Here is a 25,486-nt window from a genome sequence, read left to right as displayed (position 1 = left end):
CAGGAGGCGCGCTCGTCCTCGGGGGACGAGCGCGCCTCCTGGGGTGGCCGCGGTGGAGCCGGGCCTAGAACTCCTCGTGGGTCAGCGGGTCGCCGTCCCACAGCCGGCCCCGCTCGAGGCCGCTGATCGACTCGACCTCGTCGGGCGTGAGCTCGAAGTCGAAGACGTCGAGGTTCTCGCGCTGACGACCGGCGTCGGCCGACTTCGGGACGGGGACCGCGCCGAGCTGGACGTGCCAGCGCAGGACGACCTGCGTGGGCGTCTTGCCGTGGGCCCGCGCGATGTCGGTGACCCGCGCCTCCGTGAGGAGTTCGCTCTGCTTCGCGAGCGGGCTCCAGCTCTCGGTGACGATGCCCATGCTCTCGTGCACGGCACGCAGCTCGGCCTGGGGGAAGTACGGGTGCAGCTCGATCTGGTTGACCGCGGGCACCACACCCGTCTCGTCGGCGACGCGCTGCAGGTGCTCGGCCGTGAAGTTCGAGACGCCGACCGAGCCGACGAGGCCGTCTTCTTGCAACCGGACGAAGGCCTTGAAGGCCTCGACGTACTTGTCGATCCGCGGGAGGGGCCAGTGGATCAGGTAGAGGTCGACGAAGTCGAGGCCGAGGTTCGCCCGGCTCTCGTCGAAGCTCGCCAGGGTCTCGTCGAACCCGTGGTGTCGGCCGGGCAGCTTCGTCGTGACGACCAGGTCGTCACGGGCCACGTCGGTCTCGCGGATGGCCGCCCCGACGGCCGCCTCGTTGCCGTAGTTCAGCGCCGTGTCGAGCAGACGGTAGCCCGACGAGATCGCCTGGACGACCTGCGCCGTACCCTCGTCGCCGTTCAGCCCGTAGGTGCCGAGGCCGAGCTGCGGCAGGGTGCGCCCGTCGTTGAGGCCGACCGAGGGGGCGACCGTCATCAGCTGACGCCGAGCAGGTCGATGACGAAGATGAGCGTCTTGCCCGAGAGCGGGTGCCCGCCGCCGGCGGGGCCGTAGGCCAGGTGGGGCGGCACGACGAGCTCGCGGCGTCCGCCGACCTTCATGCCGGGGATGCCCTCCTGCCACCCGCGGACCAGGGCCTGCAGCGGGAAGTTGATGGCCTCGCCACGGCTCCAGGACGAGTCGAACTCCTCGCCGGAGTCGTGCTCGACGCCGAGGTAGTGGACGTTGACGGTCGAGCCGGACTGCGCCTCGGCTCCGTCGCCGACGGTGATGTCGGTGATCGTCAGCTCGGTGGGGGCGGGGCCGGTCGGGGCGTCGATCTCGGGCTTGGTCTGGGGATCGTGAGTCATGCCGACCATCCAACCACCGACGGGCCGAGGGGGCGGGTCGGCCACTCGCGTCCTCCCTGCGAGGCTCGAGGAGCCGACCCGACATCCGCACCGAGATGACGTCATCGATGCGAACACATGGACGCTACTCCGACGGTGACGGGACGCCAAATCGATCGGGCTGCGCCGCGGCTGGGGGCGGGGGCCCGGGCGGCGCCGGGGCAGGGGGCCGGTCGGCGCCGGGAGCCGCACCGGCTGCCGCCGCGGCCGCCGTCGGCCTGCGGAAACCTGCACGATCGGCAAGAATGGCAGCTTGTCCGCCACCCCGCCTCCGCCGTCCGGCCCCGCCGCGCCCGCCCGTCGCCCGCTGTTCGTCGACGTCACCCCGCTGCGGACGAGCCCGGCCTTCGCCCGCCTCTTCGCGGGCAGCGCGATCAGTGGCATCGGGACGCAGCTCACGCTCGTCGCCGTCGGGCTCGAGATCTTCGAGATCACCCGGTCGACCTTCGCCGTCGCGCTCGTCGGCGTCGTCTCGCTCGTCCCGATGATCCTGGCCGGCCTCTACGGCGGCATGCTCGCCGACGCCTTCGACCGTCGGAAGGTCGCGCTCGTCGCCGCCGTCTTCGCCTGGCTCTCGACCGCGGCCATCGCGCTGCACGCGTACCTCGGGCTGCACGAGGTGTGGCTGCTCTACCTGTTGACCACGGTCAACGCCGTGGCGGGCACGATGATCGCGACCTCGCGCGCCTCGATCGTGCCGCGCCTCCTGCCCCGCGAGCTGCTGCCCGCCGCCTCCGCACTGAGCGGCATCAGCATGGGTCTGATGCTCACCGTCGGACCCGCCCTGGCCGGCGTGCTCGTGGCGGGCGTGGGGTTCCCGCTGACGTACACGGTCGACGTCGTGTTGTTCTCGACGGCGTTCCTCGGGATCGTCACGCTGCCCCCGATCCGTCCCGAGGGCGAGACCCAACGTCCGGGGCTCGAGTCGCTGCGCTTCGGCCTGGCGTTCCTGAAGCGGTCGCCGAACATCCGGACGACCTTCGTCATGGACATAGTCGCGATGACGTTCGGGATGCCCCGCGTCCTCTACCCGGTGGTCGGCACGCTCGTGATCGGAGGAGGCGCGGTGACGGTCGGCGTCCTCTCCGCCTCGTTCGCGGTGGGCGCCCTGCTGAGCAGCGTGTTCTCGGGACGCCTCGGCCACGTGCGCCGACAGGGTGTCGCCGTGCGGTGGGCTATCACCGCCTACGGTCTCTGCATCGCCGCCTTCGGCGTCGTGCTGCTCGTGACGCCGGCCCACGGCGGCGGCGTCACGGCCGGACTCGACCAGGCGAACCTGGCCGCCCTCGGCGGGGCCGCCCTCGCGCTGGCCGGAGCGGGTGCGAGCGACAACGTCAGCTCGATCTTCCGCTCGACCATCCTCCAGTCGGCCGCGCCGGACGCGATGCGGGGCCGCCTGCAGGGGATCTTCATCGTGGTGGTCACGGGCGGGCCGCGAGTCGGCGACCTGTTCGTCGGACTCGTCGCGGGCATCGCCGTCTTCTGGCCGCCGCTGCTCGGCGGTCTGGTGGTCGTCGCCCTCGTCGCGCTCGTGGCCCGGCTGACGCCCGCGTTCGGGCGCTACGACGCGGAGGCGCCGACGCCCTGACCCGCGGCGGCGGCCACGGTCGCCGCTGCCGCCGTCACCGCCGTCGCCGTCGCCGTCGCGAGCGCGTCACCACCCGGGGCCCGAGTGCGGCGGCCCGGTCACCTGCGACGGCCACCCCGGGTGCTGCGGGTACCCGACGAAGGCCGTCGGTGGAGCCTGCAGGGCGACGCGACTCGCGGTCAAGGCCTGCAGCAGCTCGGCCTCGTCGCGTTGGACGGCCTCGTCGAGCGCGCGGCGGCCCTTCACCAGCCGCTGGCGGGTGAAGGCGAGGCGCGTCGCATTCGAGATGAAGACCTTCATGGCGGGTCGGATGCCCCGTGACGCGGCCCACGACCGCGCGCGGCGGCGACCGGCGCTCGACGAGAGCATGCCGACCTCGTCGGCGCTGAACCAGCCGACCGCGGCGTACTCCGCGAGCCGGTCGTGGGTGACCCTCCGCTCGTTGCGTCGCAGGAACACCACGAGCAACACCATGGCCACGAAGATCGGCACCTGCACGAGCAGGTAGTAGACGAAGAAGCCGTCGCCGACCACGAAGAGGGCACCGTTCCAGAGCGCGTGCAGTCCCGCCGCGGGGACGAGGCCGACGAAGAACCAGCCGATCGCGCCGTACGGGCCCGTCCGCCGTGCCGCGAGACCGAGGGCGAAGCCCGTGCAGGCCGTGTACATCACGTGGGCGAACGGCGACATCAGGGCCCGCACGAAGAAGACGTAGGCGAGGCCCTGGCTGCCCGTGGCCAGGTCCTCCCCGACCTGCAGGGCGAAGTACTGGATGTTCTCGACGAAGGCGAAGCCCGCCGCGACCGTCGCCGCGTAGACGATGCCGTCGACCGGGCCGTCGAAGTGCCGTCTGAAGATCCACAGGACGAGCAGCACCCCGAGTCCCTTCGCACCCTCTTCGACGAGCGGGGCCTGGACCACCGCCCCGAGCACGTCCCCCAGCTCGCCGGACCTGACGCCGAGCACGGCCCGAGCCGTCTCGAGGGCGTAGTCGACGATCAGAGCGGTCCCCACCGCGACCGCAGCGCCCCAGAGGAACGCGAACAGCAGGGCCACCCGTGGCTCGGGCTCCCAGCGGTCGACCAACCAGATGCCGACCAGGACGATGGCCAACGGGACGAAGGCGAGCAGGCTCCCGGCCAGCAGGACAGCGGGCTGGACGAAGACCAGGAAGTACAGGCCGACGGCCAGGGCGAAGGTGCCGATCACGGTGAACCCGACGGCGAGCGCCACAGCACTGGCCACTCGGCGACGAGGCGTCGGCTGGACGAAGACCGGCTGCACGGGGTACCAGACCGGCTCGGGGTTGACCGCGGGAGCATGCGCCGACCAGCCAGGAGCGGCCCCCGGGGTGACGGAGGAGGGGTCGGCGTACGGCGTCAGCGGGCGGCCGTACGCGTCGTGTCCGACGCCGCGGGGATCGGACCAGGTCATCCCCCGACCCTACGGGCTGACGCCGGGGTCGGCGCAGCCTGCGGGCGCAGCCTGCCGCCGGGGTCGGCGCAGCCTGCGGGCGGGCCGCGACGAGCCGGACGGCCCGGTAATCTCGCAGGATGGCCTCGACGCGTTCCCTGCCCGAGGACCCGTCGCTGGTCCGGTACGTGGTGATGCGGGTCTGGCACGATTTCCTGCGCCATCGCACCATCGACGCGGCCGGGTCGCTCACCTTCTTCTCGATGCTCGCCCTGGTGCCCGGCGCGCTCGCCCTCGTCTCGGGGGTCGCCCTGTTCGTCGACGACGGAGACGCCGTGGACGAGATCCTCTCCGTGGCCCGGTACGTCCTCACCCCCGACGCGATCGACACCCTGCGCTGGCCGCTCGAACAGATGCTCAGCCTGTCGAACCCCGGCGTCGCGTTCGGCATCGGCCTCTGGCTCACGCTGTGGTCACTGTCGGCCTACACGACGGCGTTCGGCCGGGCCATGAACACCGCCTACGAGGTCGAGGAGGGGCGCCGCATCTGGAAGTTCCGCGGCCACATGATGATCGTCACGCTCGTCCTGATGGTGTCGTTCGCCGTCATCGCCGTCATCCTGCTGGTGACGCCCACGTTGAGCGACGCGGTGGCCGCACGGTTCGGCATCGGCCGCCCCTGGACCGACCTCTACGACGTCGTCAAGTGGCCGGTGCTCGTCGCCCTGGCCGTGCTGTCGGTCGCGATGCTCTACTTCTTCACGCCCAACGTGCGGCCACCGCGGCTGCGCTGGGTGTCGTACGGCGCCATGGTCGCCCTCGGCGGTTGGGCGCTCGCCACGGTCGGCTTCGCGGTCTACGTCGCGACGGTGTCGAACTACGACCGCTTCTACGGCTGGGTGGGCGGCGTCGTGGTCGTGTTGCTCTACGCGTACATCAGCAACTTCGTGCTCGTCCTCGGCGGGGAGCTCGACAGCGAGATCCTGCGGATGCGCCAGCTCCGTCGCGGGGTGCAGGCCGAAGAGGTCATCCCCCTGCCGCTCCGTGACACCGCGCGCAACCACATCCTGGCTCGCAACCTCGCCTGGGACGTCCGGGTGGGCCGGGCGATCCGCGAGCGTGCCCTGCGCGAGAACGGCGGCGTGCTCGAACCCGACGAACTCCGGCGCGTCCACCTCCGGGGTGATCGAGACCGGCCGGCCGACGAACGGCCGCAGGCCGCTCAGCGCGCCGACCAGGTCGACCCGACCACCCACGCCCCCTCGACGTCGTAGAGGCCGCGCCTCGAGGAGGCGCGGTGCCGGTCGACCGTCACCGCGCCTCCTCGACGTGGTCGCGTCAGCCGGCGGTCTCGTCGCCCGGGTTGCGGGCGCCCGTCGTGTTGGCCGCCCGGGCCACCGCCGCGGCAGGGTCCTCGACGTCGATGACGGTGATGGCGCTCGTGATCGGCGCGAGCCCCGAGAGTCGGGCGGGCGAGAGCACCTTGCGCACCTGCTCGTCGGTCATGAGGCCGGCCGCGACGACGAGCGGCGCGATCGCCGCGTTGGTCGTCAGCGCCGTGTGGGCGATGGCCGCCGCCGCCGTGTAGCCGATGTAGGGCGTGAGCGCCGTGACGCTGCCGACGTTCGTCTCGACCTGCTGGGTCAGGCGGGCGCGGTTCGCCTCGATCCCGTCGACGCAGTTGATCCGCAGGGTCTGGCAGGCGTAGGTCATCCACTGCAGGCTCTGCATGACCGAGTGGGTGATCACGGGCTCGAACGCGTTGAGCTGGAGCTGGCCGGCCTCGGCGGCCATCGTGACCGTCACGTCGGCCCCGGCCACCGAGAACGCGACCTGGTTGACCACCTCGGGGATCACCGGGTTCACCTTGCCCGGCATGATCGAGGACCCCGCCTGGCGCGGCGGCAACGTGATCTCGCTGATGCCGGCCTGCGGACCGGACGAGAGCAGCCGCAGGTCGTTGCAGATCTTCGACAGCTTGATCGCGCTGCGCTTGAGGGCGCCGCTCAGCGTCATGAAGACGCCGGTGTCGCTCGTCGCCTCGATGAGGTCGGGGGCCGTGACGAGGTCCATGCCCGAGAGCGTGCTGAGGTGTCGCCGGACGGCGTCGGCGTAGAGCGGGTCCGCCGTGATGCCCGTGCCGATGGCCGTGGCGCCGAGGTTGATCTCACCGAGCAGCGGCACGACGTCGCGCAGACGCTGGACGTCCTCGGCCAGGGTGTGCGCGAAGCCCGTGAACTCCTGCCCGAGGGTCATGGGCACGGCGTCCTGCAACTGGGTGCGGCCGACCTTGAGCACGTCGTGGAACTCGGCGCCCTTGGCGGCGAACGAGTCGGCGAGCAGGTCGAGCTCGACCAGGAGGCGGCGCAGGGTGAGCACCATCGCGATCTTGATCGAGGTGGGGTAGGTGTCGTTGGTGCTCTGGCTGCGGTTGACGTCGTCGATCGGGTGCAGGTGGCGGTACTCGCCCTTGGCGTGGCCGAGCAGCTCGAGGGCGCGGTTGGCGATGACCTCGTTGCTGTTCATGTTGGTGGACGTGCCGGCGCCGCCCTGGATGACCCCGACGGCGAACTGGTCGTGCAGCGCGCCCCCGCGGATCTCTTCGCAGGCGCGTTCGATGGCCTCGGCCTTGACCGGGTCGAGCACGCCGATCTCGACGTTGGCGCGGGCCGCCGCCTGCTTCACGAGGGCGAGGGCCGTGACGAGGTCGGGATAGACCGAGATCGGCCGCTGCGAGATCGGGAAGTTCTCGAGCGCCCGGGCGGTGTGGATGCCCCAGTAGACGTCGGCGGGCACCTCGCGGCTGCCCAACGAATCGGTCTCGGTGCGGGTCGGTGCTGCTGTCTCGGTCGTCACGTGTGGTGAGCCTCCGTCGTCAGTCGGGGCCCGGTCGTCGTCGACCGGACGCTTCCGTCGAGCCTACCGGCGGGACCGCGGACGGGTCGTGCCCGAGGAGGCGCGGGGCGGCCGTCCGAGAGGGTCCCGACCTGGGGACGAGACGAGCCGGGGTGGCCGGGGGTCAGCGGTGGAAGCCCGGGACGATGAGGTAGATGCCGTACAGCACGCCGAGGGCGCAGACGACGAAGCAGGCGTACCCCGCGGCGGTGCGGACGGGCGTGCGGCCCTCGACGGTCAGGAGGCGCAGGCCCAGCGAGTAGAGCGAGACGAGGGCGGCCGCGGAGAAGAGCGCGACGAGCGCGACCACGAGGAAGGCGGACCAGTCGATCATCAGCGCACCTCGTCGTCGGTCGGGACCGGACCCCGGGGGGCGGAGACGGGCTCGGGTGGGTCGTCCATCCGGACGAACGGGGCCTCGACCCCGGACGCGGGCGTGTCGACGCGGCCCTTGCGGACCGCTCGTCGGGCACGGCGACGCGAGAGCACCGAGGTGGCGGCGACGTCGACCTCGATGGCCGAGCCCTGGTCGTGCGGCCGGCGGCGGGAGATGACGAAGATCCCCGCGATGACGACGGCACCGACGGCGGCGTCGATCACGAGCCCCGCGACGCCGAGCGTGGCGATCAGGGCCGCGACGGCGCCGACCGCCGCCGAGGCGGGCAACGTGATGAACCAGGCGACGACGATCTTGCCGGCGGTGCCCCACTGGATCTTCGAGCCGCGGCGTCCGAGGCCGGCACCGATGATCGATCCGCTCGCGACCTGCGTCGTCGACAGCGCGAAGCCCAGGTGGCTGGAGGCCAGCACGGTCGCGGTCGTCGACGCCTCGGCGGAGAAGCCCTGGGTGGGCTTGACCTCGGTCAGACCGCCGCCCATGGTCTGGATGATGCGCCAGCCGCCGGTGTAGGTGCCCAGGGCGATGGCGAACGCGCAGACGACGACCACCCAGAACGGCGGGCCGGAGTCGGGCGTGAGCAGCCCGCCCGCGATCAACGTGAGCGTGATGACGCCCATGGTCTTCTGCGCGTCGTTCGTGCCGTGCGCGAGGGCGACCAGCGACGACGTGAAGATCTGGCCGTAGCGGAACCCGCCGCGCTCGCTCTTGTCGTCACGGCGTCGGGTGATCGTGTAGGCGAGCCGTGTGGCGGTGTACCCCACGACGCCGGCGATCAACGGCGCGAGCAGGGCGGGCAGCACGACCTTCGACAGCACGACGCCGAAGTCCACCGACCCCATGCCGGCACCGACGATCGCCGCACCGATCAACCCGCCGAACAAGGCGTGCGAGGAGCTCGAGGGCAACCCCCGCAACCACGTGAACATGTTCCAGACGACGGCGCCGATGAGGCCCGCGAAGATCATCTCGGGGGTGATCTGCACCCCGCCGTCCCCTTCGCGGATGATGCCGCCGGAGACGGTCTTCGCGACCTCGGTGCTGAGGAAGGCGCCGACGAGGTTGAGGATCGCGGCCACCGTGACGGCGACCTTGGGCTTCATCGCGCCGGTCGCGATCGGGGTCGCCATGGCGTTGGCCGTGTCGTGGAACCCGTTCGTGAAGTCGAAGAAGAGAGCCAGCGCGATGACCAGGACGACGATGAGTGTGATGTCCACCGGCCTGAGTGTCACAGGTGGGTGGACGCGGGTCAACTCGGTGGTGACCTGCGGGGTACATCCCGGTGAACGGCGGGTGACGCGGACCGTCGCGCGGCCGGGGCGCGCCTCACACGTGCGGGACGAAGTCCTGCCAGGCCCGTCGCCGTTCGCCCCGCGGATCGTGCTCGACGCGGTCGCGGGCGTCGATGATGAGGGTGCGTCGGCGGTGCGGGTCGTAGGTCGGCCAGTCGGCGACCGCCCCGGTGCGGACGAACTCGAGCCAGCGGGAACGCGTCCGCGCCGCCGTGCGCAGGAACGCCCGACGACCGCCCAGGAGGCTCATCGCCCACCCGAAGGCGGAGCCCATCCGGTCGTAGATCGCCCAGAGCTCGAGACCGTGGAACGCGTCGACCCCGACCGTGCGGAGGATTCGCGTCGTGGCGTCGAAGCGGTAGAACCGGACCGGCTGGTGGACCGCGTGCCGCTCGGCCACCTTGACGCTCGGGAACCAGAACGCGTAGTCACCGCCGAAGTCGAGGGCGGCCGGGCGGGCGGGCAGCCCCGGGTAGTGCTTCTTGATCGCCTTCCGGGCCTTCTTCTCGGTCGCGGCGAAGATGGCCCGGATGCGGGGCTTCGTCGTGGCGAGGATGTCGCGGCGGCCGGTGAACACCGACCCCTCGCGGTCGTTCGTGCCGATGATCAGCGGCACCGGGTGGGCGCGGCCCGCCTTGAAGGCGTCGAGCGGGCGTTCGGGCAGGAAGTCGCCGTCGATGACCGGACTGAAGCAGATCGTCCCCGGGTCCTCGTCCGGGGTGCGCAACTGCAACCGGCTGGCGGCCCGGACGATCGCCGTCGTCGGTGCCTCGGCGAGCATCGTCGCCGCGTCGTCGACGCTCGTGGCCTCGAGGTCGTCGTCGCGCAGGTCGTGGGCGAGCAGCTCGAGGAACTCGCCCGCCCAGCGCCGCGTCACGTCCGGCGGGTAGATGGCGTTCGGCGGTGCGCTCTGGGCGACGACCCCCGGAAGAGGCCGCGAGCGCGCGGCACCGTCATGAGGGTCGTCACGGCGTTGCCGCCGGAGCTCTCGCCCGACACGGTGACCCGGCCGGGGTCGCCGCCGAACGCGGCGACGTTGTCGCGGACCCACTCGAGGGCGGCGACCTGGTCGCGCAGCCCGAGGTTCGAGTCGAACGGGCGGTCCTCGGTCGCCCAGTGGCTGAAGTCCAGGTAGCCGAAGGCGCCCAGCCGGTAGTTCAGGCTCACGTAGACGATGCCGCCCTCACGGACGAGCGTCTCGCCCTGTCTCGGGAACTCTCGCGACGACCCCACGCTGTACGCGCCTCCGTGGACGAACACGAGGACGGGCAGCCCGTCGCCCGATGCCGTGCCCTCCGGTGCGACCACGTTGACCGTCAGGCAGTCCTCGCTGAGCGGGGTGGTGGCGTCGACGCCCACGAACTGCACGCGGTCCTGCGGGGCTGCGGGTCCGAACCGGCCGGCGTCGCGGACGCCCGTCCACGCAGCCGGGGACTCGGGGGCCCGGAAACGGAGGCGCCCCACGGGTGGTGCGGCGAAGGGGATGCCGCGCCAGGCGAGCACGCCGCGCTCCCGCACGCCGCGGACCTCGCCCGAGCGGGTGGTGCGGACGAGGTCGGGGGCCGGGACGGTCGCCCGGGGCTGTGCGGTCACGGAGCGATGCTACGGGTGGTCGGACGGTCGACCGGGGCCGTTCACCCGACGTTCTCCTAGGGGGTGCCTGGGAGGATGGTCGGGACTTTGCAGTCGATGCACATCGCACGGCTGCCCCGACGACTGGACGGAGCCCGGCTCACATGGAACTCGGCGAGCTGCTGATCATCTTGACCGGGTCGCTCGTCGTGACCGCCTTCGCCCGCTGGCGGGGCCTGCCCGCTCCCCTGCTGACGGTGGGCGTCGCCCTGCTCGTGTCGTTGATCCCCGGCGTGCCCGACATCGAGATCGACTCCGAGGTCATCCTGACCGTGGTCCTGCCGCCGCTGCTCTACTCGGCCGCCCTCGACGTCTCGCTGCTGAACTTCCGGGAGAGCCGCGTGCAGATCGCCCGACTGGGGGTCGGTGCCGTGATCGTGACGGCCTTCGCCGTAGGGGGCGTCGCCTACGTGATGATCCCCGACATGACCCTTCCGGCCGCCCTCCTCGTCGGGGCGGTGGTCGCGCCTCCCGACGCCGTGTCGGCGGCCGCCATCGGCCGGAAGCTCGGCCTGCCGCGCAAGGTGATGACCGTGCTGTCGGGCGAGAGCCTGATCAACGACGCCGCGTCGCTCACCCTGGTCAAGGTGTTCCTGGCGATCGTGGGCGGTGCCAGCCTCACGCTCTGGGACGACCTCGGCATCTTCGGCCTCGCGATCGGCGTCGGCGTCGCGGTCGGTCTGGTCCTCGGCTTCGTCGCCCACCGCGTGCGCATGCGGATCGACGACCCCGTGGTCGAGAACGTCATCGGCCTGCTGCTGCCGTTCATCGCGTACATCGCCGCCGAGGAGCTGAGCGGCTCCGGCGTGCTGGCGGTCGTGGCCGCGGGCCTCTACGTCGGCTTCAACTCGCCCCGCACGGGCTACGCGACCAGGCTGCAGGAGCGCCCGTTCTGGTCCGCCGCCGACGTCCTGCTCGAAGGGTTCGTGTTCGCCCTGATCGGCCTCCAGCTGCGTGCCGTCGTGCTCGACGTCAGCGAGAGCGAGCGCGGCCTCGGACAGAGCGTCGGCGTCGCCCTCGCCGTCCTCGCCGTGGTCGTCCTCGTGCGCCCGGTCTTCGTGTTCGGCACCTACCACGCGGCCCGCGCCGGCCGGTACCTCTTCCTCTCGACGGTGCTGCGGAAGCTCCGCCGGGTGCCCGCGCTCCGCCGGCTGCGGCGGGCGCCGGCTCTGCGGACGCTGCGCTACCACCCGCAACCCCGCATGGACTGGCGACAGCTGAGCGTCATCTCGTGGACCGGCATGCGGGGCGTGGTGACCCTCGCCGCCGCCGTGTCGATCCCGGCCGTCACCGAGTCGAGCATCCCCGTGCCGGCGCGCGACACCATGTTCCTCATCGCGTTCATCGTCACGGTCGGCACCCTGCTGCTGCAGGGGCTCACGCTGCCGGTCGTCATCAGGGTGCTCGGCGTCCGGGACGACACGCAGCGCGACCGTGACCTCGCCGCCGAGCTGGCGGTCTTCGCGACGAGCACGGACGAGACCATGGCCTACGTCGCGGAACGGCGTGCCGACTGGGAGAAGCGCTGGGGTCCCGAGCTCACCGAACGCGCCGTCCTGCTCGCGACGACGCGGCTGCTGCGGCAGAACGAGGCGCTGCAGCGCACGGCCGTCGACGACGCCGACGAACGGGACGTCTCGGGGGCGACGGCCGCCCAGCGCGCCCGCCGTCGAGCGGCGCCCCAGGCGCTCGGCTCGATCCGACGCGAGCTGCTCGCCAAACGCCGCGAGGTGGTGCTGCGCGAGCGCGACGCCGGGGCCCTCGACGAGGAGGTCATGAGGCGCGTGCTGCTCGGGCTCGACGCCGAGGAGCTCGCCATGGACACCTCGGCCTTCACGAGCACGAGGTCGTGACGCCGCCGCGGCGTATCGTGAGCGGGACCGGCGACGAGACGGGAACACGACCGAGAGCAGGAGGGCGCGGCACCGTGGCGACCACGACGAACCAAACGACCACGGACGACGCGGGAGGGCCGCCCAAGCCCGAATTCGGACGGTACCGTCGCTGGTACTCGACCCTCCACCCGTCGCTGCAGCTGATCGGCCTGCAGCTCTGGCTGCCGCTGTTCTTCATCGTCGGCTTCTGCCTCTGCTACATCGCGGCCTTCCACGCCCCCCACCCGCACGACGTCCCCGTCGCGGTCGTCGGGTCCTCGTCGGCCGCCGCCGACCTGCAGACGGGCCTCGACGACGCCCGCCCCGGCGTGATCGACGTCCGCGCCTACGGCTCCGCCGACGAGGCCGAGGAGGCGGTGCTCGCCGGACGCGTCGCCGTGGCCTACGACCCGGCCGAGACCACGATCTACACCGCGAGCGCCCACCAGTACCAGGTCGCCGCCCTCATCCCGGCGACGATCACCCCCGTGCTCGAGGCCCAGGGGGTCACGCCCACCGTCACGGACCTGGCACCGCTGCCCGCGAACGACGAGTACGGCACCGTGTCGATGTACCTCATGCTCTCGTGGTGCATCGGTGGCTACATGGTGGCGATGTTCATCGGGCTGATGGGCGCCCCGCTCCGCCACCGCACCCGGATGACGGTGATCGGCGTCGGCGGCGGCGTGATCTCGCTCGTGACGAACGTCCTCGCCGGGCCGGTGATCGGGGCCGTCGACGGGCACTTCGTGCCGCTCTTCTTCATCGCCTGGGCCTGGATCATCGCGATCGGCCTCGCGGTCAACGGCATCAGCTACTTCGTCGGACGGTTCGTCGCCCTGCCCGCGATGATCGTGTTCGTCTTCCTGTCCATGCCGTCCTCGGGCGCCGCCTACCCCGCATGGTTCATGCCCCAACCGTTCGCGTGGCTCAACGCCGTCGTGGTCGGGAGCGGCATCACCGAGATGCTCAAGCGCGTGCTCTACGGCGTGGGCCCCGGCTACGGCCGCGGCGTGACGATGATGCTCTGCTACGCCGCTCTCGGCATCGTGCTGATGCTCGTCGGCAAGCGCTGGTGGGAGAGCCGCCGCATCGCCCGCATCGTGTCCGGCCGCACGACGATGTTCGCCGACGCCCAGAACGCGAACCGCGAGTTCCTCGTCGCCGAGCGCGACGAGGTGCTCGCCCGCCACGGCCTCGTGGCGACGGACACGGGCACGATCAACACGATCCCGGCGGACGAACGCGACGACCTCGGTGACCCCGGCGAGCGGGGCGACATGTTCCTCGGTGCACCCGGCGGGCTCGAGAACGACGAGCTCGCGACGCGACCCGTGCGCGTCGTCCCGAGCGACCGCACAGGGTCGGGGCACCCCGGGCGCGAGGACGGCGTCGCGCGCTGAGGCGGTACCCTCGACGCTCGTGACCACGACCACCCTGCACCGCCTGCTCGTCGCCCTCGCCGTCCTGCTGCTCGTCGCGGCCGGGGCCCTCTACGTCCTCTCGGTGACGCTGGCACCACAGGGCGGTCCCGACGTGGCGGCGCGCTTCGTCGGCTACGCCTGGTTCGCGGTCGTCGGTGCCGTGCTCACCGGCGTCGTCGACTTCTTCGTACGCGCGGGTCTGTCGCGCACCGGGACCCGACGGGGACGCTGACCCCGCCCGGACGGGGTGTCGGGCTCAGACGAGTCGTGCCTCGGCGGTCGAGGCACGTCGCTCGGCCAGCTCGATCGCCGCGAGGCGTTCGATGCGCTGCCACCGCGCGGCCGTGGCGGCCATGCCCGCGACGAGGGCGACCACGCCGAGGCTCGAGAGCGCCAGCAGGACGCCGCCGAAGGCGGCCCCCACCACGACGACGACGAGGCCGAGGGCCCAGGCCACCGCGGGCAGCCAGAGCGGCAACGACAGCTGGCGGGGCGCCACGGCGGTGCGGGCCGGGCTCCGGAGCGTGGTCGTGGTCAGGCCGTCGTAGCTGGTCATGTCGCTCCCCGTGAGATCCGTCCGACGGCGGGGATCTCCCCGTGATCCGTCTCGGAACCGACCCTAGGTGGAGCACGGGCGCCACCGCGCCCCCCTCTGCGAGGGCCAGGCGTCCGGACCGGAACGCCTCAGGGGCCGGCGTCTTCCGCCGGCAGCGGAGCGTCGGAGGCCACCGTCGAGAGGTCGGCCGCGAAGACGAACGTCCGGGCGACCCGTCCCCCGGCGAGCACACCGGGCAGCCAGTGCGACGCGTCGTCCCACATCTCGTCCAGGGGCAGCTCGTCGAGGTCGAACCACCGGGGCACCAGCTCGTCGCTCTCGGCGGGGTCGCCGCGCCACGCGGTGACGACGAAGACCGTCGACCGCTGGCTCCAGCTCTCACGGTGCGGGAAGAGGTAGAGCAGGTCGCCCCTCCGGTCGAGGTCCGACGCGAGCACCTCGACGCCGCTCTCTTCCGCGATCTCGCGGACCATCGCCTCCTGCACGCCCTCCCCCGGCTCGAGCTTGCCCCCGAGGCCCACCCAGTGCCCCGTGCCGAGTCCGCGCTTCTTGCGTCCCAGCAGGACCTGCTGACGCCCCTCGTGCTCCCGCAACAGGTAGGCGACGCAGACGCGGTAGACCGGCATGCCGGAAGGGTACCGGCTGTCGTCCCGCCCACAGGGCCGACGGCGGGAGGGCGGACGGCAGGAGGGCGGACGGCAGGAGGCGCGGGCCGCGTCCCCGGGAACCGCTCGACGCCTCGCGCGTAGGCTCGTCGGCATGTCCGAAGCACGATCGAGCGGGAGGCGACGCCCCGGGCCCGAGTTCCGCGGTGCCGGCCGGAGCCTCGAGGTGCTGCGCGCCGAGGCCCACGACGAGCTCTCCGCCCTGATCGAACTGCGCTGCCGCAACGGCGAGGACCCCTGGGACGTCATCCCCGGGCTCCCCACCGTCGACGAGCAGGTCGTCATCTCGCTGCGGGCCGACGCCCTGGGAACCGACGGCGTGCCGACCGCGACGGGGCTCGGTCTCGCCGACGAGCTCGGCTACCTGCGCACCATCGCGTTGTGGCACCCCGAGCTGTCACGGGCCGTCTGGTCGCTCATGGGGCGGCTCGACGACGCCTCTCGCTGACCGCGCCTCGCCCGACCCGGCTGTCGGTGGTCCGCCGTAGCGTGGCCCCATGAGCTGGTGGGACGTCGTGACCGTGACCGTGGGTGCCTTCGTGGGTGCCGGGGCGGCGTTCGCGTCGAACCTGCTCGTGCGGCTGATCGAGTCGCGCCGACGCGAGGCGTCGGCGCTCAACGAGCTGATCACCGAGATCCACTTCCGGCGCGTGCTGCGCCGGGTGGCGCCGAGGCTCAGCCCCAACCCCCGCGCCCTCGACCCCGTCTACGAGCAGGCGCGTCATTCAATCTCGGCCCTGCGGGGTGAGATCCGGCGGGCGCGACGGGCGCTCCGTCCCCGTTCGTCGGCCCTGCCCGTGCTCAACGAGATGACGCTGGCGTGCAACACCTTCCTCGACGACAGCGACGACGCCCCCGAGCGCTACCGGCTGCACCTCATGCAGCTGCACGCCCGGCTCAACGCCTCGGTCCGACGACTGAGGTCCGACCGCCGGTCCATCTCCGACCTCGAACCCGGCGAGGCACACCTCGGGGCCACCGTCCAGGGGTTGGCCGCGCCGACCACGGCCCTGCCCGTCGACGACTGACCGCCGCCGGGTCGGACGTCGACCCCCGTCAGGGCCGGCCGACGACCGACGGCCTGGCCGGACGTCACCGAGGAGGCGCGGGTACCGTCCCCCGCATGAGCGACCGCGACCAGACCCCGGCCCCCGACACCACCCCCCGCGACGACGCGTCCGGCGCGAGCGAGACGGTCGACCCGGCCGGGCACGACGTCGACGCGACGTACACCGTCCCCGGGACGCACTCCGAGTCGGCCGCCGAGAAGGCCGGCACCCCCGAGCAGGCGATCGACGAGGCCCGCGAGGGCGAGGCGCCCGACCCGGCCGACGTCCACGTCGCCTCGGACGAGTACCCCGAGGTGCCGGCCTTCAACGGCATCACGGCCAGCGACCGCTCCGTCTGAGCCGCCGTTAGGCTCGGGTGATGGCCTCCGTTCCCGCTCCCCGTGCCCCCCAGAAGCCCGTCACCCGGTCGCACCACGGCCACGACTTCGTCGACGACTACGAGTGGCTCCGTGCCAAGGACGACCCCGAGGTCGTCGCGCACCTCGAGGCCGAGAACGCGCACACCGAGGCCGAGACGGCCCACCTCGCCGGTCTGCGGCAGACGGTCTTCGACGAGATCAAGGGCCGGGTGCAAGAGACCGACCTGGGCGTCCCGGTCCGTGAGGGCTCGTGGTGGTACTACTCGCGCACGGCCGAGGGGCAGCAGTACGGCATCCACTGCCGTGCCCCGATCGCCGGGCCCGACGACTGGACTCCCCCGTCGATCGAGGCGGGCGAGGCCGCCGAGGGCGAGCAGGTGCTGCTCGACGGCAACGCCGAGGCCGAGGGACACGACTTCTTCTCGATCGGCAGCTTCGACGTCTCGCCCGACGGCTCCCTGCTCGCCTACGCGGTCGACGTCGAGGGCGACGAGCGCTACACGCTGCGCATCCGCGACCTGGCGACCGGCCGCGACCTCGACGACGTGGTCACCGGCACGGCCGCCGGCGCCCTGTTCGACGCCACCGGCCGGTACGTCTTCTACCCCACCGTCGACGAGTCCTGGCGGCCCGACACCATCTGGCGTCACGAGGTCGGGCACCCCGGCGACGACGTCACGGTGTTCACCGAGACCGACGACCGCTACTGGATCGGGGTGGGCCTCACGCGCAGCCGCCAGTACCTCGTCGTCGACGTCGGGTCGAAGATCACGAGCGAGACCTGGCTGCTCGACGCGGCCGACCCGACCGGCGAGTTCCGGGTCGTCTGGCCGCGCCGCGAGGGCGTCGAGTACGACGTCGAGCACGCGATCGTCGCGGGCAGCGACCGCCTGCTCATCGTCCACAACGACGGCGCCGAGAACTTCGAGCTCGTCGACGTGCCGGCCGACGACCCCACCTCGACGACCGACCGCCGCGTGATCGTCGAGCACCGCGCCTCCGTCCGGCTCGAGTCCGTCGACGCGTTCTCCGGCCACCTGGTGGTCGAGTACCGCCGCGACGCGCTGCCGCGCTTCGCGGTCGTGCCGCTCGGTCCCGACGGCTACGGCGAGGTCTCCGAGGTCGGCTTCGACGAGCCGCTGTTCGCCGCCGGCGCGGGCGGCAACCCGGAGTTCCACCAGCCGACCGTCCGCTTCGGGTACACCTCGTTCGTCACGCCGTCGACGGTCTACGACCTGGACGTCCGCACGGGCGAACGTCACCTCCTCAAGCGTCAGAACGTGCTCGGCGGCTACGACCCGGCCGACTACGACCAGGCCCGCGAGTGGGCCACGGCGACCGACGGCACCCGCGTGCCCGTCTCGCTCGTCTGGCGCCGTGACGCCGTCCCCGCCGAGGGGCCCTCGCCCGTGCACCTCTACGGCTACGGCTCGTACGAGCACAGCATCGACCCGGGCTTCAGCGTCGCCCGCCTGTCGCTGCTCGACCGCGGCGTCGTCTTCGCGGTCGCCCACGTCCGCGGCGGCGGCGAGCTGGGACGCTCCTGGTACGAGGACGGCAAGACGCTCACCAAGAAGAACACCTTCACCGACTTCGTCGCCGTCGCCGACCACCTGATCGCCGAGGGTCGCACGACCCCCGAGCTGATGGTGGCCGAGGGCGGCAGCGCGGGCGGCCTGCTGATGGGGGCGGTGGCGAACATCGCCCCCGACCGGTTCGCCGGCATCGTCGCGGCCGTCCCGTTCGTCGACGCCCTGACGAGCATCCTCGACCCCGACCTGCCGCTCACCGTGATCGAGTGGGACGAGTGGGGCGACCCCCTGCACGACGCCGAGGTCTACGAGTACATGCGCGGTTACAGCCCGTACGAGAACGTGCGCGACGACGTGACCTACCCGCGCATCCTCGCCGTGACCTCGATCAACGACACCCGGGTGCTCTACGTCGAACCCGCCAAGTGGGTGGCGCGGCTGCGCGAGGTCGACGCCCCCGTGCTGCTCAAGACCGAGATGTCGGCCGGGCACGGCGGCGTCAGCGGACGGTACGAGTCCTGGCGCGAGCGGGCGTTCGAGATCGCGTGGATCCTCGACGTCCTCGGGCGGGCCTGACGAGCGTGGACCACGTCGCGCTGCTGCGGGGCGTCAACGTCGGCACGGCCAAGCGGGTGGCCATGGCCGACCTGCGACGCGTGGCCGCCGACCTCGGCTTCGAGCGCCCCGAGACGCTGCTCAACAGCGGCAACCTGGTGTTCGGGGCGTCGTCGCGGCTCGGTGCCGACGACGCCGCCGGGCTCCGGGCGGCGATCGCCCGGGCCACCGGCGTCGACGCCGACCTGGTGCTGCTCGACGCCGAGCGCTTCACGCGGCTGGCCGTGGCGAACCCCCTCCGACGCGAGGAGCGCGAGCCGAAGCTGCTGTCGGTCGCGTTCGCCGAGGTGCCGGGCACGCTCGACGGGGTGGCGCCTCCCGACGTCGACCTGGGCGACGAAGAGATCGTGGTCTCGCCCGACGCCGTCCGCCAGTGGCTGCCGGCAGGCGTGCTCGCCTCGCGGGTGCCGGCGGCCTGGTGGCGGGGGCTGCCGACTCCGGTCACGGCCCGGAACGACGCGACCGTGCGCAAGCTCGAGGCGCTGCTCGCCCGCCGCTCCGTCTGACCCCTTCCGCGCCCGAGGTCCGACGGCAGAGGTCGACGTCCCGACGTCAGAGGTCGGCGGCGGCGCGGCGGAAGCGGCGGAGGGCGTCGTCGGCACGGGCGGACTCGAGGGTGGCCAGCACGCCGTAGCCGAAGGCGTCCTCGCCCGACCGGTGGGCGAGCGTCGCGACCTCGCGCATCGTCCGCACCGCCGCGAGGGCGTCGCGGTGCTCGCCGAGGGCGTCCTGGACGGCCTCGGCCCGGCGGGCCCGGCCGCGGCCCGATCCGCTGCGGGCCCGGTCGGCCTCGAGGGCGTACCGCAGTCGTCGGGCGGCCTTCCGCGCGTCGTGCAGGACCGGGAGCGCGTCCACGGCGCCTGCGCGGTCCGTCGCGTCCACGGCCGCCAGCCCTGCCCGGACCGCCCGCCTCGTCCGCTTCCGCTCAGCCCGCAGCCGCGCGGCCGAGAGGTCGGCGGCCGGGTCGGTGGCGTGGTCCCCCGTCGCCGGGGCCGCCACGAGCGCGTCGACCGCGTCCAGCAGGTCGAACCAGGCGCCCGAGTCGAGCAGGCGACGCACGTCACCGACGGCCTCGTCGAGTCGTTCGCCGAGCCGGGCGTCGATCCGCCCCGTGACCTGGGCGGCCACGAAGCCCTCCGGAGCCGAGGAGGCGCGGGTCGCCACCCGGCCTCGCGCCACCTCGACGTCCCGAGCGGCACCCGAGACGTGGCCGACGTGGCGGGCACCCGCCACGACGGCGGCGGCGAGCCCGGGGTCGAGGACGCCGTCCCACACGGTCAGCAGGGCGCGCAGCCGCCGGGTCGTGGTCCGCAGCCGATGGACCGCATCGGGCCGGCCGTCGCGCACGGCGGCGTCGACCGCGAGCAGCTCGTCACGGAGTCCCGACGCAGCGGACGCCACGAAAGCCGCGGCCGACTTCTTCTTCGGGGCCGGGGTGGCCGGGGCAGGCACGACCGTCGAGGCGGCCCCGCCGGCGCCGTCACCCGACGCCGCCGGCACCGCGAGTTCCGAACCCAGCCCTCGGGCCAGCTTCGACTTCGACGACGAGAGCGACGCGCCGGCCGCCTCCAGCCGCTCCGCGACCGCGTCGAGCAGCCGCTCGCCCTCGTCGCCGTCGACGCCCGGCGCGAGCTCGACCTCCCACTCGCGCCAGGTGCGCAGCACGCCCGTGTCGGGGTTCGACGCCCGCACGACGTCGTCGGCGAGCTCGGCCAGCTCGCGGTCCGAGCCGTCGAGCAGGCGGGTCACGGTGCGCGTCGTCTCGAGTCGGAGCACAGGGTGCACCGGTCGGCCCCGCAGCCGCGCCTCGACCAGCCGGCGCAGGGCGTCCGGCACGGGCTCGCCGGGGTCGCCGAGCGGCCAGTGGACCTCGCGGCGCCCGGTCGTGCCGGCCGACGGCGGCAGCTTGAGGTGCCATCCGGCGTCGCCACCGCCCTCGCGCCTCCTCAGGGTGGTCCGGGCCCCGAGCAGCGTGTGGTCGACGGTGTCCCAGTAGGTCGCGGCGAGCTCGACGGGGTCGTCGTGCCCCACGCCGTCGACGACGAGCGCCTCGGCGGCGCCGCCCCCCACCCCGACCAGGTCGGGCACCCCGGCGGTCTCGTGGACGTCGTACTTGCGTTCGATCTCGGTCTGTTCGGTGCGGCGCGGTGATGCGGTGCTCATGCCTCCGTTCTAGTCGGGAGGCCTGGTGGCCGGCCCTCCGGACCCCGCGGGGCGGCCCGGCGTAGGGTCGTCGCATGAGCGATGTGGCACCGATTCTTGCCGGATGGATGGCGCGTCAGCGCTGGTACGCGACCAAGGGACGAACGCCCGCCCTGCGGGTGATCGGATCGTTCGAGGCCGAGGTGGACGACGCCCTCACCATGACGCTGCTGATCATCGACGAGGCGGCGGACGTCCCCGTCCTCTACCAGGTGCCCCTCGTCAGCCGCGCGACCCCCCTGCCCGGCGGCGACGCGGCCTTCATCGGCTCGGCCGACGGACGCTACCTCTACGACGGTCCCCACGACCCGGCCTACGCCCGGGAGTTGCTGCGCACCATGTCCGCCGAGGCGCACGTGGTGGGTGCCGACGTCACGGTCGACGGCACGCGGATCGTCGACCCCGGGCAGGTGCGTCGCTCGCGCGTGCTCTCGGGCGAACAGTCGAACACCTCGATCGTCTACGACGTCGAGGGCGGCCCCGTCGACCAGGTCATCGCGAAGGTCTTCCGGGTGCTGCACCACGGCGACAACCCGGACGTCACCACCCAGGCCGCCCTGACCCGTGGCGGGTCGACGCACGTCCCCTCGTCGTTCGGCTCGTTGCGCGCGACCTGGCCCGACGTCGGGCGCGAGGGCGGGACGGCCACCGGCCACCTCGCCTTCTCGCAGGAGTTCCTCCCCGGCCTCGAGGACGCCTGGCGCGTGGCCCTGACGGCGGCGGCCGACGGCACCGACTTCACCGCCGAGGCCCACGCGCTCGGCGTCGCCGTCGCCGAGGTGCACGCGACCCTCGCCGCCGACCTGGGCACGGTCCCCGCGGGCGACGACGAGATCGCAGGGGCCCTGACGAGCATGCGTCGACGCATCTCGACCGCGTCGCGCGAGGTGCCGCAGATCGCCGAGCACGCCGCCGCGATCGGAGCCGTCTACGACGCGGCCGAGCACCTGCACTGGCCCGACCTGCAGCGCATCCACGGCGACCTCCACCTCGGTCAGGCCCTGCTCTCGCCCGAGCGCGGCTGGATGCTCATCGACTTCGAGGGCGAGCCCCTGCGGCCGATGCCCGAGCGCTCGCGCCCCGACCTGCCGATCCGCGACATCGCGGGCATGCTGCGGTCGTTCGACTACGTGGCCGGTTCGCTGGCGCAGGAGGCCGTCCCGGTGGACGCCGCGGCCTGGGCGCACGACGCCCGCCGCGCGTTCGTCGACGGGTACGTCGCCTCGTCCGGCGTCGACGTCCGGGCCGCCCGGGCCCTGCTCGACGCGTTCGAGATCGACAAGGCCGTGTACGAGGCGATCTACGAGAGCCGCAACCGGCCGGACTGGATCGACATCCCGCTGGCGGCCGTCGCCCGGCTCGCCGCACGCAGCGCCCCCGCCGCCGGCTGAGCCGGACGGGCAGGGTCGCGAGGCGTCCCCCGCGTGCGCCCCGCGCCTCCTGACCCCTCGACAGCGAGGGGGCAGGAGGCGCGGCGCCGACCTCAGGGACGCGGCACGTTGCGCAGGTTCGACCGCGCCATGGCCACGGCCTCGCCCGCGCCGCCGTTCATGACGATCTTCGACATGGCGAGCGAGAAGCCCTTCACCTGGGCGCCCGTGATCGTCGGGGGCAGCGAGAGCGCCTTCGGGTCGGTCGCGATGTCGACGAGCGCCGGACCGTCGTGTTCGAAGGCTGCCTCGTAGGCCGCCAGGAGGTCGCGGGGGTCGTCGACGTGGACGGCGTGGATGCCGATGGCGCGTGCCACGGCGGCGTAGTCCGTGTAGGGCACGTCGACGCCGAAGTCGGGGAACCCGTCGACGAGCATCTCGAGCTTGACGAGGCCGAGCGTCGAGTTGTTGAACACGACGATCTTCACCGGCAGCTGGTACATCTGCGCCGTGACGAGTTCGCCCATCAACATGGACAGCCCGCCGTCGCCCGAGATCGAGACGACCTGGCGATCGGGGTAGGCCATCTGCGCGCCTAGGGCGTGCGGCAGGGCGTTGGCCATCGAGCCGTGTAGGTACGAGCCGAAGATGCGCCGCCGCGGGGTCGGGGTGACGTAGCGCGCGGCCCAGACGTTGCCCATGCCCGTGTCGGCCGTGAAGATGGCGTTGTCGGCGGCGACCTCGTCGAGCAGCGAGGCCGCGTACTCGGGGTGGATCGGCCGCATCTTCTCGACGTTCTTCGTGTAGGCCCCGACCGCACCGGTCATCAACTTCTCGTGCTTCTTGAGGGTCTTCTCGAGGAACCTGCGGTTCTTCTTGCGCTTCACGAGCGGCATGAGCGCCCGGAGCGTCGGGGCGATCGCCCCGTGGACGGGCACCTGCACGTCGGCGCGACGACCGATCACGGCGGCGTCGACGTCGACCTGGGCGATGGTGACCGTCGAGGCGTCCGGCAGGAACTGCGGGTACGGGAAGTCGGTGCCGAGCAGCACGAGCAGGTCGGCGTCGTGGATGCCCGCGTGGGCGGCACCGTAGCCGAGCAGGCCGGTCATGCCGACGTCGAACGGGTTGTCGTACTGGATGACGTCCTTGCCCCGCAGGCTGTGCCCGATCGGGGCACCGACGAGGTCGGCCAGGGCGATGATCTCGTCGTGCGACCCACGACCGCCCTCGCCGACGAAGAACGCGACGGTGTCGGCCTGGTTCACGGCATCGGCCAGGGCCTGCACGTCGTGCCGGTCGGGCACGAGCTCGGGCGGGCGGACGCTGACGTAGGCGGGCACCTTGCCGCCCGCGTCGAGTTCGGCGATGTCGCCCGGCAGCGTGATCACGCTGACGCCCTCGCCCGCCAGGGTGTGCCGGATCGCGCTGGCGACGACCATCGGCGACTGCTCGGCCGACGAGATCATCTCGCTGTAGCCCGAGCACTCGACGAAGAGGCGGTCGGGGTGGGTCTCCTGGAAGTAGTCCGAGCCGATCATCGTGCTCGGGATGTGGCTGGCGATGGCCAGGACCTTGGCACGGCTGCGGTTGGCGTCGTAGAGCCCGTTGATGAGGTGCAGGTTGCCCGGGCCGCACGACCCGGCGCAGACGGCGAGCTCGCCGCTCATCTGGGCGTCGCCCGAGGCCATGAACGCCGCGGCCTCCTCGTTGCGGACGTGGATCCAGTCGATCCCGCCCTTCGCCGAGCCGCCCGTGCGACGCACGGCGTCGACGATCGGGTTCAGGCTGTCGCCGACGATGCCGTAGATCCGGCGGACGCCGGCGGTGACGAGCTGGGCGATGATCTGGTCGGCGACCGTGTCTGCCATGGTGTTCCCTTCGTGGTGCGTGCTGGTACGCCTCCCAGACAACTCCCCCGGCGCTCACCGCCGACCGGGCTTAACCTGGGGTCATGAGCGACATCGCGAGCACGTACGTCCCCGAGTCCGGCACCATCACCATGTTCAGCACCTCGTGGTGCGGCTACTGCGCCCGCCTCAAGCAGCAACTCGGCAAGCAGGGCATCGCCTTCACCGAGGTCAACATCGAAGAGGTCCCCGGCACGGCCGAGATCGTCGAGAAGGCCAACGGCGGCAACCAGACCGTGCCGACGATCGTCTACCCCGACGGCTCGACGGCCACGAACCCCTCGCTCGCCGACGTCCAGGCCAAGCTCGGTCTCTGACGCCGTCGTGGGCCCGACCGGCACGACCTCCTCGGCACGTCGCCCCCTGCGGCTGCTGATCCTCGGCGGCACCGCCTGGCTCGGTCGGACGATCGTCGAGGCCGCCCTCGCCGGCGGCCACGACGTCACGTGTCTCGCCCGCGGGTCGTCCGGCGACGTCCCCGAGGGCGCGGCGTTCGTCCGGGCCGACCGTCGCACGCCCGGGGCGTACGACGCCGTGCTCGAGGGCGGACGACGCTGGGACGCGGTCGTCGACCTGAGCCGCGACGCGTCGCACGTGCGTGACGCCGTCTCGGTGCTCGAACCCGCCAGCGCCTCCTTCGTCTTCGTCTCGAGCGTCAGCGTCTACGCCGACACCGCGACCACCGGCGCGGACGAGACGGCGGCCCTCGTCGACGCCGACGAGTCGGACTACGGCGGGTCGAAGGTCGCGGGCGAGCGCGCCGTCGTCGAGGCGTTCGGTGCCGACCGGTCACTGCTCGTCCGGGCGGGCCTCATCGGCGGACCGGGCGACCACACGGGCCGCACGGGCTGGTGGCCGCTGCGCTTCGCCCTGGCCGCCGCGTCCTCGGAGCCCGATCCCGTGCTCGTGCCCGACGTGCCCGGCCTCGACGTGCAGCCGGTCGACGTCCGGGACCTGGCGAGCTGGATCGTCGCGTCCGTCGAGCGAGGTCTCTCGGGGACGTTCGACGCGGTGGGTGATCGGCAGTCGCTGGCCGACCACCTCGCGGTGGCGCGCCGGGTCGCCGGCCACACGGGCGAGGTCGTACCGGTCGACGAGCCCTGGCTCGACGCACACGGGGTCGGGCCGTGGGCCGGGCCCCGGTCGATGCCCCTCTGGGTGCCCGTCGCCACGCACGCGGGCTTCGGCGCCCGGTCAGGAGGCGCGGGCCGGGCCGCCGGGCTCGTGCCGCGCCCCGTGGACGAGACGCTGCGCGACGTCCTCGCGTGGGAACTCTCGCGTCCCGGCCCGGCGGGCTCCCACGGCGCGGGGCTCGAGCCCGCCGACGAACGCGAGCTGCTCACCGCCGCCCGCGACCGCTGAGACCGACCCGCGCTCTGCC

At 72.7% G+C, this 25,486-nt stretch carries 25 protein-coding genes; 13 read left to right on the top strand and 12 right to left on the bottom strand.

Translation table 11 applies throughout. The features are described from left to right. Nucleotides 1–64: 64 nt before the first annotated feature. Nucleotides 65–898, bottom strand: a complete 834-nt coding sequence (locus OVA02_RS07335; RefSeq protein ID WP_192122637.1) for an aldo/keto reductase — start codon at nucleotides 896–898, stop codon at nucleotides 65–67. Then, nucleotides 898–1,272, bottom strand: coding sequence for an FKBP-type peptidyl-prolyl cis-trans isomerase (locus OVA02_RS07330; RefSeq protein WP_043596717.1), 375 nt, complete (start codon nucleotides 1,270–1,272; stop codon nucleotides 898–900). The genes OVA02_RS07335 and OVA02_RS07330 overlap by 1 nt, the downstream gene beginning before the upstream one ends. Before the next feature lie 292 nt (nucleotides 1,273–1,564). Between OVA02_RS07330 and OVA02_RS07325 the strand changes: the two genes are divergently transcribed. Further along, nucleotides 1,565–2,899, top strand: a complete 1,335-nt coding sequence (locus OVA02_RS07325) for an MFS transporter (protein ID WP_249407718.1) — start codon at nucleotides 1,565–1,567, stop codon at nucleotides 2,897–2,899. A 66-nt stretch (nucleotides 2,900–2,965) separates the two neighbouring features. On the opposite strand, the gene OVA02_RS07320 is transcribed toward OVA02_RS07325, so the two are convergent. Continuing rightward, nucleotides 2,966–4,333, bottom strand: coding sequence for a PrsW family intramembrane metalloprotease (locus OVA02_RS07320; RefSeq protein ID WP_082460532.1), 1,368 nt, complete (start codon nucleotides 4,331–4,333; stop codon nucleotides 2,966–2,968). A 119-nt stretch (nucleotides 4,334–4,452) separates the two neighbouring features. Here OVA02_RS07320 and OVA02_RS07315 point away from each other — a divergent pair, with 119 nt between their 5' ends. Next, nucleotides 4,453–5,586: a YihY/virulence factor BrkB family protein gene (locus OVA02_RS07315; RefSeq protein ID WP_267659538.1), complete on the top strand. Its 1,134-nt coding sequence runs from the start codon at nucleotides 4,453–4,455 to the stop codon at nucleotides 5,584–5,586. Between the two features lie 64 nt (nucleotides 5,587–5,650). Here OVA02_RS07315 and OVA02_RS07310 read toward each other — a convergent pair whose 3' ends face one another. The 5 genes from OVA02_RS07310 to OVA02_RS07290 all read right to left on the bottom strand — a co-directional run bounded on the left by OVA02_RS07310 (nucleotide 5,651) and on the right by OVA02_RS07290 (nucleotide 10,489). Further along, on the bottom strand, nucleotides 5,651–7,168 hold the full coding sequence (locus tag OVA02_RS07310) for an aspartate ammonia-lyase (protein WP_056048158.1): 1,518 nt from the start codon (nucleotides 7,166–7,168) through the stop codon (nucleotides 5,651–5,653). Nucleotides 7,169–7,331: 163 nt separating this feature from the next. Continuing rightward, nucleotides 7,332–7,541 carry a hypothetical protein gene (locus OVA02_RS07305; protein ID WP_056048161.1) on the bottom strand — a complete coding sequence of 70 codons (210 nt, stop codon included), beginning with the start codon at nucleotides 7,539–7,541 and terminating at the stop codon, nucleotides 7,332–7,334. Beyond that, nucleotides 7,541–8,821: an inorganic phosphate transporter gene (locus OVA02_RS07300; RefSeq protein WP_082460534.1), complete on the bottom strand. Its 1,281-nt coding sequence runs from the start codon at nucleotides 8,819–8,821 to the stop codon at nucleotides 7,541–7,543. The genes OVA02_RS07305 and OVA02_RS07300 overlap by 1 nt, the downstream gene beginning before the upstream one ends. A 109-nt stretch (nucleotides 8,822–8,930) precedes the next feature. Next, complete coding sequence (locus OVA02_RS07295) at nucleotides 8,931–9,773, bottom strand: carboxylesterase family protein (protein WP_267659537.1); 843 nt, start codon at nucleotides 9,771–9,773, stop codon at nucleotides 8,931–8,933. Beyond that, nucleotides 9,770–10,489 carry a carboxylesterase family protein gene (locus tag OVA02_RS07290; RefSeq protein WP_267659536.1) on the bottom strand — a complete coding sequence of 240 codons (720 nt, stop codon included), beginning with the start codon at nucleotides 10,487–10,489 and terminating at the stop codon, nucleotides 9,770–9,772. The genes OVA02_RS07295 and OVA02_RS07290 overlap by 4 nt, the downstream gene beginning before the upstream one ends. A gap of 143 nt (nucleotides 10,490–10,632) precedes the next feature. On the opposite strand from OVA02_RS07290, the gene OVA02_RS07285 reads away from it, so the two are divergent. The 3 genes from OVA02_RS07285 to OVA02_RS07275 all read left to right on the top strand — a co-directional run bounded on the left by OVA02_RS07285 (nucleotide 10,633) and on the right by OVA02_RS07275 (nucleotide 14,058). Further along, the gene (locus OVA02_RS07285; RefSeq protein WP_056048167.1) at nucleotides 10,633–12,381 is read left to right on the top strand and encodes a cation:proton antiporter; all 1,749 of its coding nucleotides are present in this window, start codon (nucleotides 10,633–10,635) and stop codon (nucleotides 12,379–12,381) included. Between the two features lie 74 nt (nucleotides 12,382–12,455). Then, a complete protein-coding gene (locus tag OVA02_RS07280; RefSeq protein ID WP_267659534.1) occupies nucleotides 12,456–13,805 on the top strand; it encodes an ABC transporter permease in 1,350 nt (449 codons plus the stop codon). Between the two features lie 19 nt (nucleotides 13,806–13,824). Then, nucleotides 13,825–14,058, top strand: a complete 234-nt coding sequence (locus OVA02_RS07275; protein WP_056048171.1) for a hypothetical protein — start codon at nucleotides 13,825–13,827, stop codon at nucleotides 14,056–14,058. 24 nt (nucleotides 14,059–14,082) lie between these two features. Here the strand turns inward: OVA02_RS07275 and OVA02_RS07270 are convergent, their stop codons facing one another. Together OVA02_RS07270 and OVA02_RS07265 are read right to left on the bottom strand one after the other, a co-directional pair. Next, nucleotides 14,083–14,382 carry a hypothetical protein gene (locus OVA02_RS07270; protein WP_056048172.1) on the bottom strand — a complete coding sequence of 100 codons (300 nt, stop codon included), beginning with the start codon at nucleotides 14,380–14,382 and terminating at the stop codon, nucleotides 14,083–14,085. A 128-nt stretch (nucleotides 14,383–14,510) separates the two neighbouring features. Further along, entirely contained in the window at nucleotides 14,511–15,008 is a 498-nt protein-coding gene (locus tag OVA02_RS07265; RefSeq protein ID WP_267659533.1) for an 8-oxo-dGTP diphosphatase, read from the bottom strand. Between the two features lie 133 nt (nucleotides 15,009–15,141). Between OVA02_RS07265 and OVA02_RS07260 the strand changes: the two genes are divergently transcribed. The 5 genes from OVA02_RS07260 to OVA02_RS07240 all read left to right on the top strand — a co-directional run bounded on the left by OVA02_RS07260 (nucleotide 15,142) and on the right by OVA02_RS07240 (nucleotide 19,129). Further along, nucleotides 15,142–15,495 (top strand): hypothetical protein, encoded by a 354-nt coding sequence (locus tag OVA02_RS07260; RefSeq protein ID WP_043596433.1) that lies wholly within the window; start codon nucleotides 15,142–15,144, stop codon nucleotides 15,493–15,495. A gap of 49 nt (nucleotides 15,496–15,544) precedes the next feature. After that, the gene (locus OVA02_RS07255) at nucleotides 15,545–16,075 is read left to right on the top strand and encodes a hypothetical protein (RefSeq protein WP_192122641.1); all 531 of its coding nucleotides are present in this window, start codon (nucleotides 15,545–15,547) and stop codon (nucleotides 16,073–16,075) included. Nucleotides 16,076–16,170: 95 nt separating this feature from the next. Continuing rightward, on the top strand, nucleotides 16,171–16,455 hold the full coding sequence (locus OVA02_RS07250) for a hypothetical protein (RefSeq protein WP_159826851.1): 285 nt from the start codon (nucleotides 16,171–16,173) through the stop codon (nucleotides 16,453–16,455). Between the two features lie 20 nt (nucleotides 16,456–16,475). Further along, nucleotides 16,476–18,584: a S9 family peptidase gene (locus tag OVA02_RS07245; RefSeq protein WP_267659532.1), complete on the top strand. Its 2,109-nt coding sequence runs from the start codon at nucleotides 16,476–16,478 to the stop codon at nucleotides 18,582–18,584. Nucleotides 18,585–18,589: 5 nt separating this feature from the next. Then, complete coding sequence (locus tag OVA02_RS07240) at nucleotides 18,590–19,129, top strand: DUF1697 domain-containing protein (RefSeq protein WP_267659531.1); 540 nt, start codon at nucleotides 18,590–18,592, stop codon at nucleotides 19,127–19,129. Between the two features lie 46 nt (nucleotides 19,130–19,175). On the opposite strand, the gene OVA02_RS07235 is transcribed toward OVA02_RS07240, so the two are convergent. Next, nucleotides 19,176–20,786, bottom strand: coding sequence for a CYTH and CHAD domain-containing protein (locus OVA02_RS07235; RefSeq protein WP_267659530.1), 1,611 nt, complete (start codon nucleotides 20,784–20,786; stop codon nucleotides 19,176–19,178). Between the two features lie 74 nt (nucleotides 20,787–20,860). Here OVA02_RS07235 and OVA02_RS07230 point away from each other — a divergent pair, with 74 nt between their 5' ends. Then, the gene (locus OVA02_RS07230; protein ID WP_267659529.1) at nucleotides 20,861–22,216 is read left to right on the top strand and encodes a maltokinase N-terminal cap-like domain-containing protein; all 1,356 of its coding nucleotides are present in this window, start codon (nucleotides 20,861–20,863) and stop codon (nucleotides 22,214–22,216) included. A gap of 92 nt (nucleotides 22,217–22,308) precedes the next feature. Here OVA02_RS07230 and OVA02_RS07225 read toward each other — a convergent pair whose 3' ends face one another. Then, entirely contained in the window at nucleotides 22,309–24,066 is a 1,758-nt protein-coding gene (locus tag OVA02_RS07225; protein ID WP_159826861.1) for a pyruvate dehydrogenase, read from the bottom strand. A gap of 83 nt (nucleotides 24,067–24,149) precedes the next feature. On the opposite strand from OVA02_RS07225, the gene OVA02_RS07220 reads away from it, so the two are divergent. Together OVA02_RS07220 and OVA02_RS07215 are read left to right on the top strand one after the other, a co-directional pair. Next, entirely contained in the window at nucleotides 24,150–24,422 is a 273-nt protein-coding gene (locus OVA02_RS07220) for a mycoredoxin (RefSeq protein ID WP_056048200.1), read from the top strand. A gap of 7 nt (nucleotides 24,423–24,429) precedes the next feature. Further along, on the top strand, nucleotides 24,430–25,467 hold the full coding sequence (locus OVA02_RS07215) for an NAD-dependent epimerase/dehydratase family protein (RefSeq protein ID WP_267659528.1): 1,038 nt from the start codon (nucleotides 24,430–24,432) through the stop codon (nucleotides 25,465–25,467). Nucleotides 25,468–25,486 lie beyond the last annotated feature (19 nt).

Source organism: Frigoribacterium sp. SL97 (genome assembly GCF_026625765.1).
Taxonomy (GTDB): domain Bacteria; phylum Actinomycetota; class Actinomycetes; order Actinomycetales; family Microbacteriaceae; genus Frigoribacterium.
Note: the sequence above shows the minus strand (reverse complement) of the source record. Positions and strands in the feature narration are given on the sequence as shown.

Coding starts and splice junctions, on each gene's coding strand:
- OVA02_RS07305 (WP_056048161.1), bottom strand. CDS start 7,541: ATGATCGACTGGTCCGCCTTCCTCGTGGTCGCGCTCGTCGCGCTCTTC.
- OVA02_RS07235 (WP_267659530.1), bottom strand. CDS start 20,786: ATGAGCACCGCATCACCGCGCCGCACCGAACAGACCGAGATCGAACGC.
- OVA02_RS07265 (WP_267659533.1), bottom strand. CDS start 15,008: ATGCCGGTCTACCGCGTCTGCGTCGCCTACCTGTTGCGGGAGCACGAG.
- OVA02_RS07250 (WP_159826851.1), top strand. CDS start 16,171: ATGAGCGACCGCGACCAGACCCCGGCCCCCGACACCACCCCCCGCGAC.
- OVA02_RS07285 (WP_056048167.1), top strand. CDS start 10,633: ATGGAACTCGGCGAGCTGCTGATCATCTTGACCGGGTCGCTCGTCGTG.
- OVA02_RS07330 (WP_043596717.1), bottom strand. CDS start 1,272: ATGACTCACGATCCCCAGACCAAGCCCGAGATCGACGCCCCGACCGGC.
- OVA02_RS07320 (WP_082460532.1), bottom strand. CDS start 4,333: ATGACCTGGTCCGATCCCCGCGGCGTCGGACACGACGCGTACGGCCGC.
- OVA02_RS07230 (WP_267659529.1), top strand. CDS start 20,861: ATGAGCGATGTGGCACCGATTCTTGCCGGATGGATGGCGCGTCAGCGC.
- OVA02_RS07245 (WP_267659532.1), top strand. CDS start 16,476: ATGGCCTCCGTTCCCGCTCCCCGTGCCCCCCAGAAGCCCGTCACCCGG.
- OVA02_RS07225 (WP_159826861.1), bottom strand. CDS start 24,066: ATGGCAGACACGGTCGCCGACCAGATCATCGCCCAGCTCGTCACCGCC.
- OVA02_RS07220 (WP_056048200.1), top strand. CDS start 24,150: ATGAGCGACATCGCGAGCACGTACGTCCCCGAGTCCGGCACCATCACC.
- OVA02_RS07315 (WP_267659538.1), top strand. CDS start 4,453: ATGGCCTCGACGCGTTCCCTGCCCGAGGACCCGTCGCTGGTCCGGTAC.
- OVA02_RS07335 (WP_192122637.1), bottom strand. CDS start 898: ATGACGGTCGCCCCCTCGGTCGGCCTCAACGACGGGCGCACCCTGCCG.
- OVA02_RS07255 (WP_192122641.1), top strand. CDS start 15,545: ATGAGCTGGTGGGACGTCGTGACCGTGACCGTGGGTGCCTTCGTGGGT.
- OVA02_RS07270 (WP_056048172.1), bottom strand. CDS start 14,382: ATGACCAGCTACGACGGCCTGACCACGACCACGCTCCGGAGCCCGGCC.
- OVA02_RS07260 (WP_043596433.1), top strand. CDS start 15,142: ATGTCCGAAGCACGATCGAGCGGGAGGCGACGCCCCGGGCCCGAGTTC.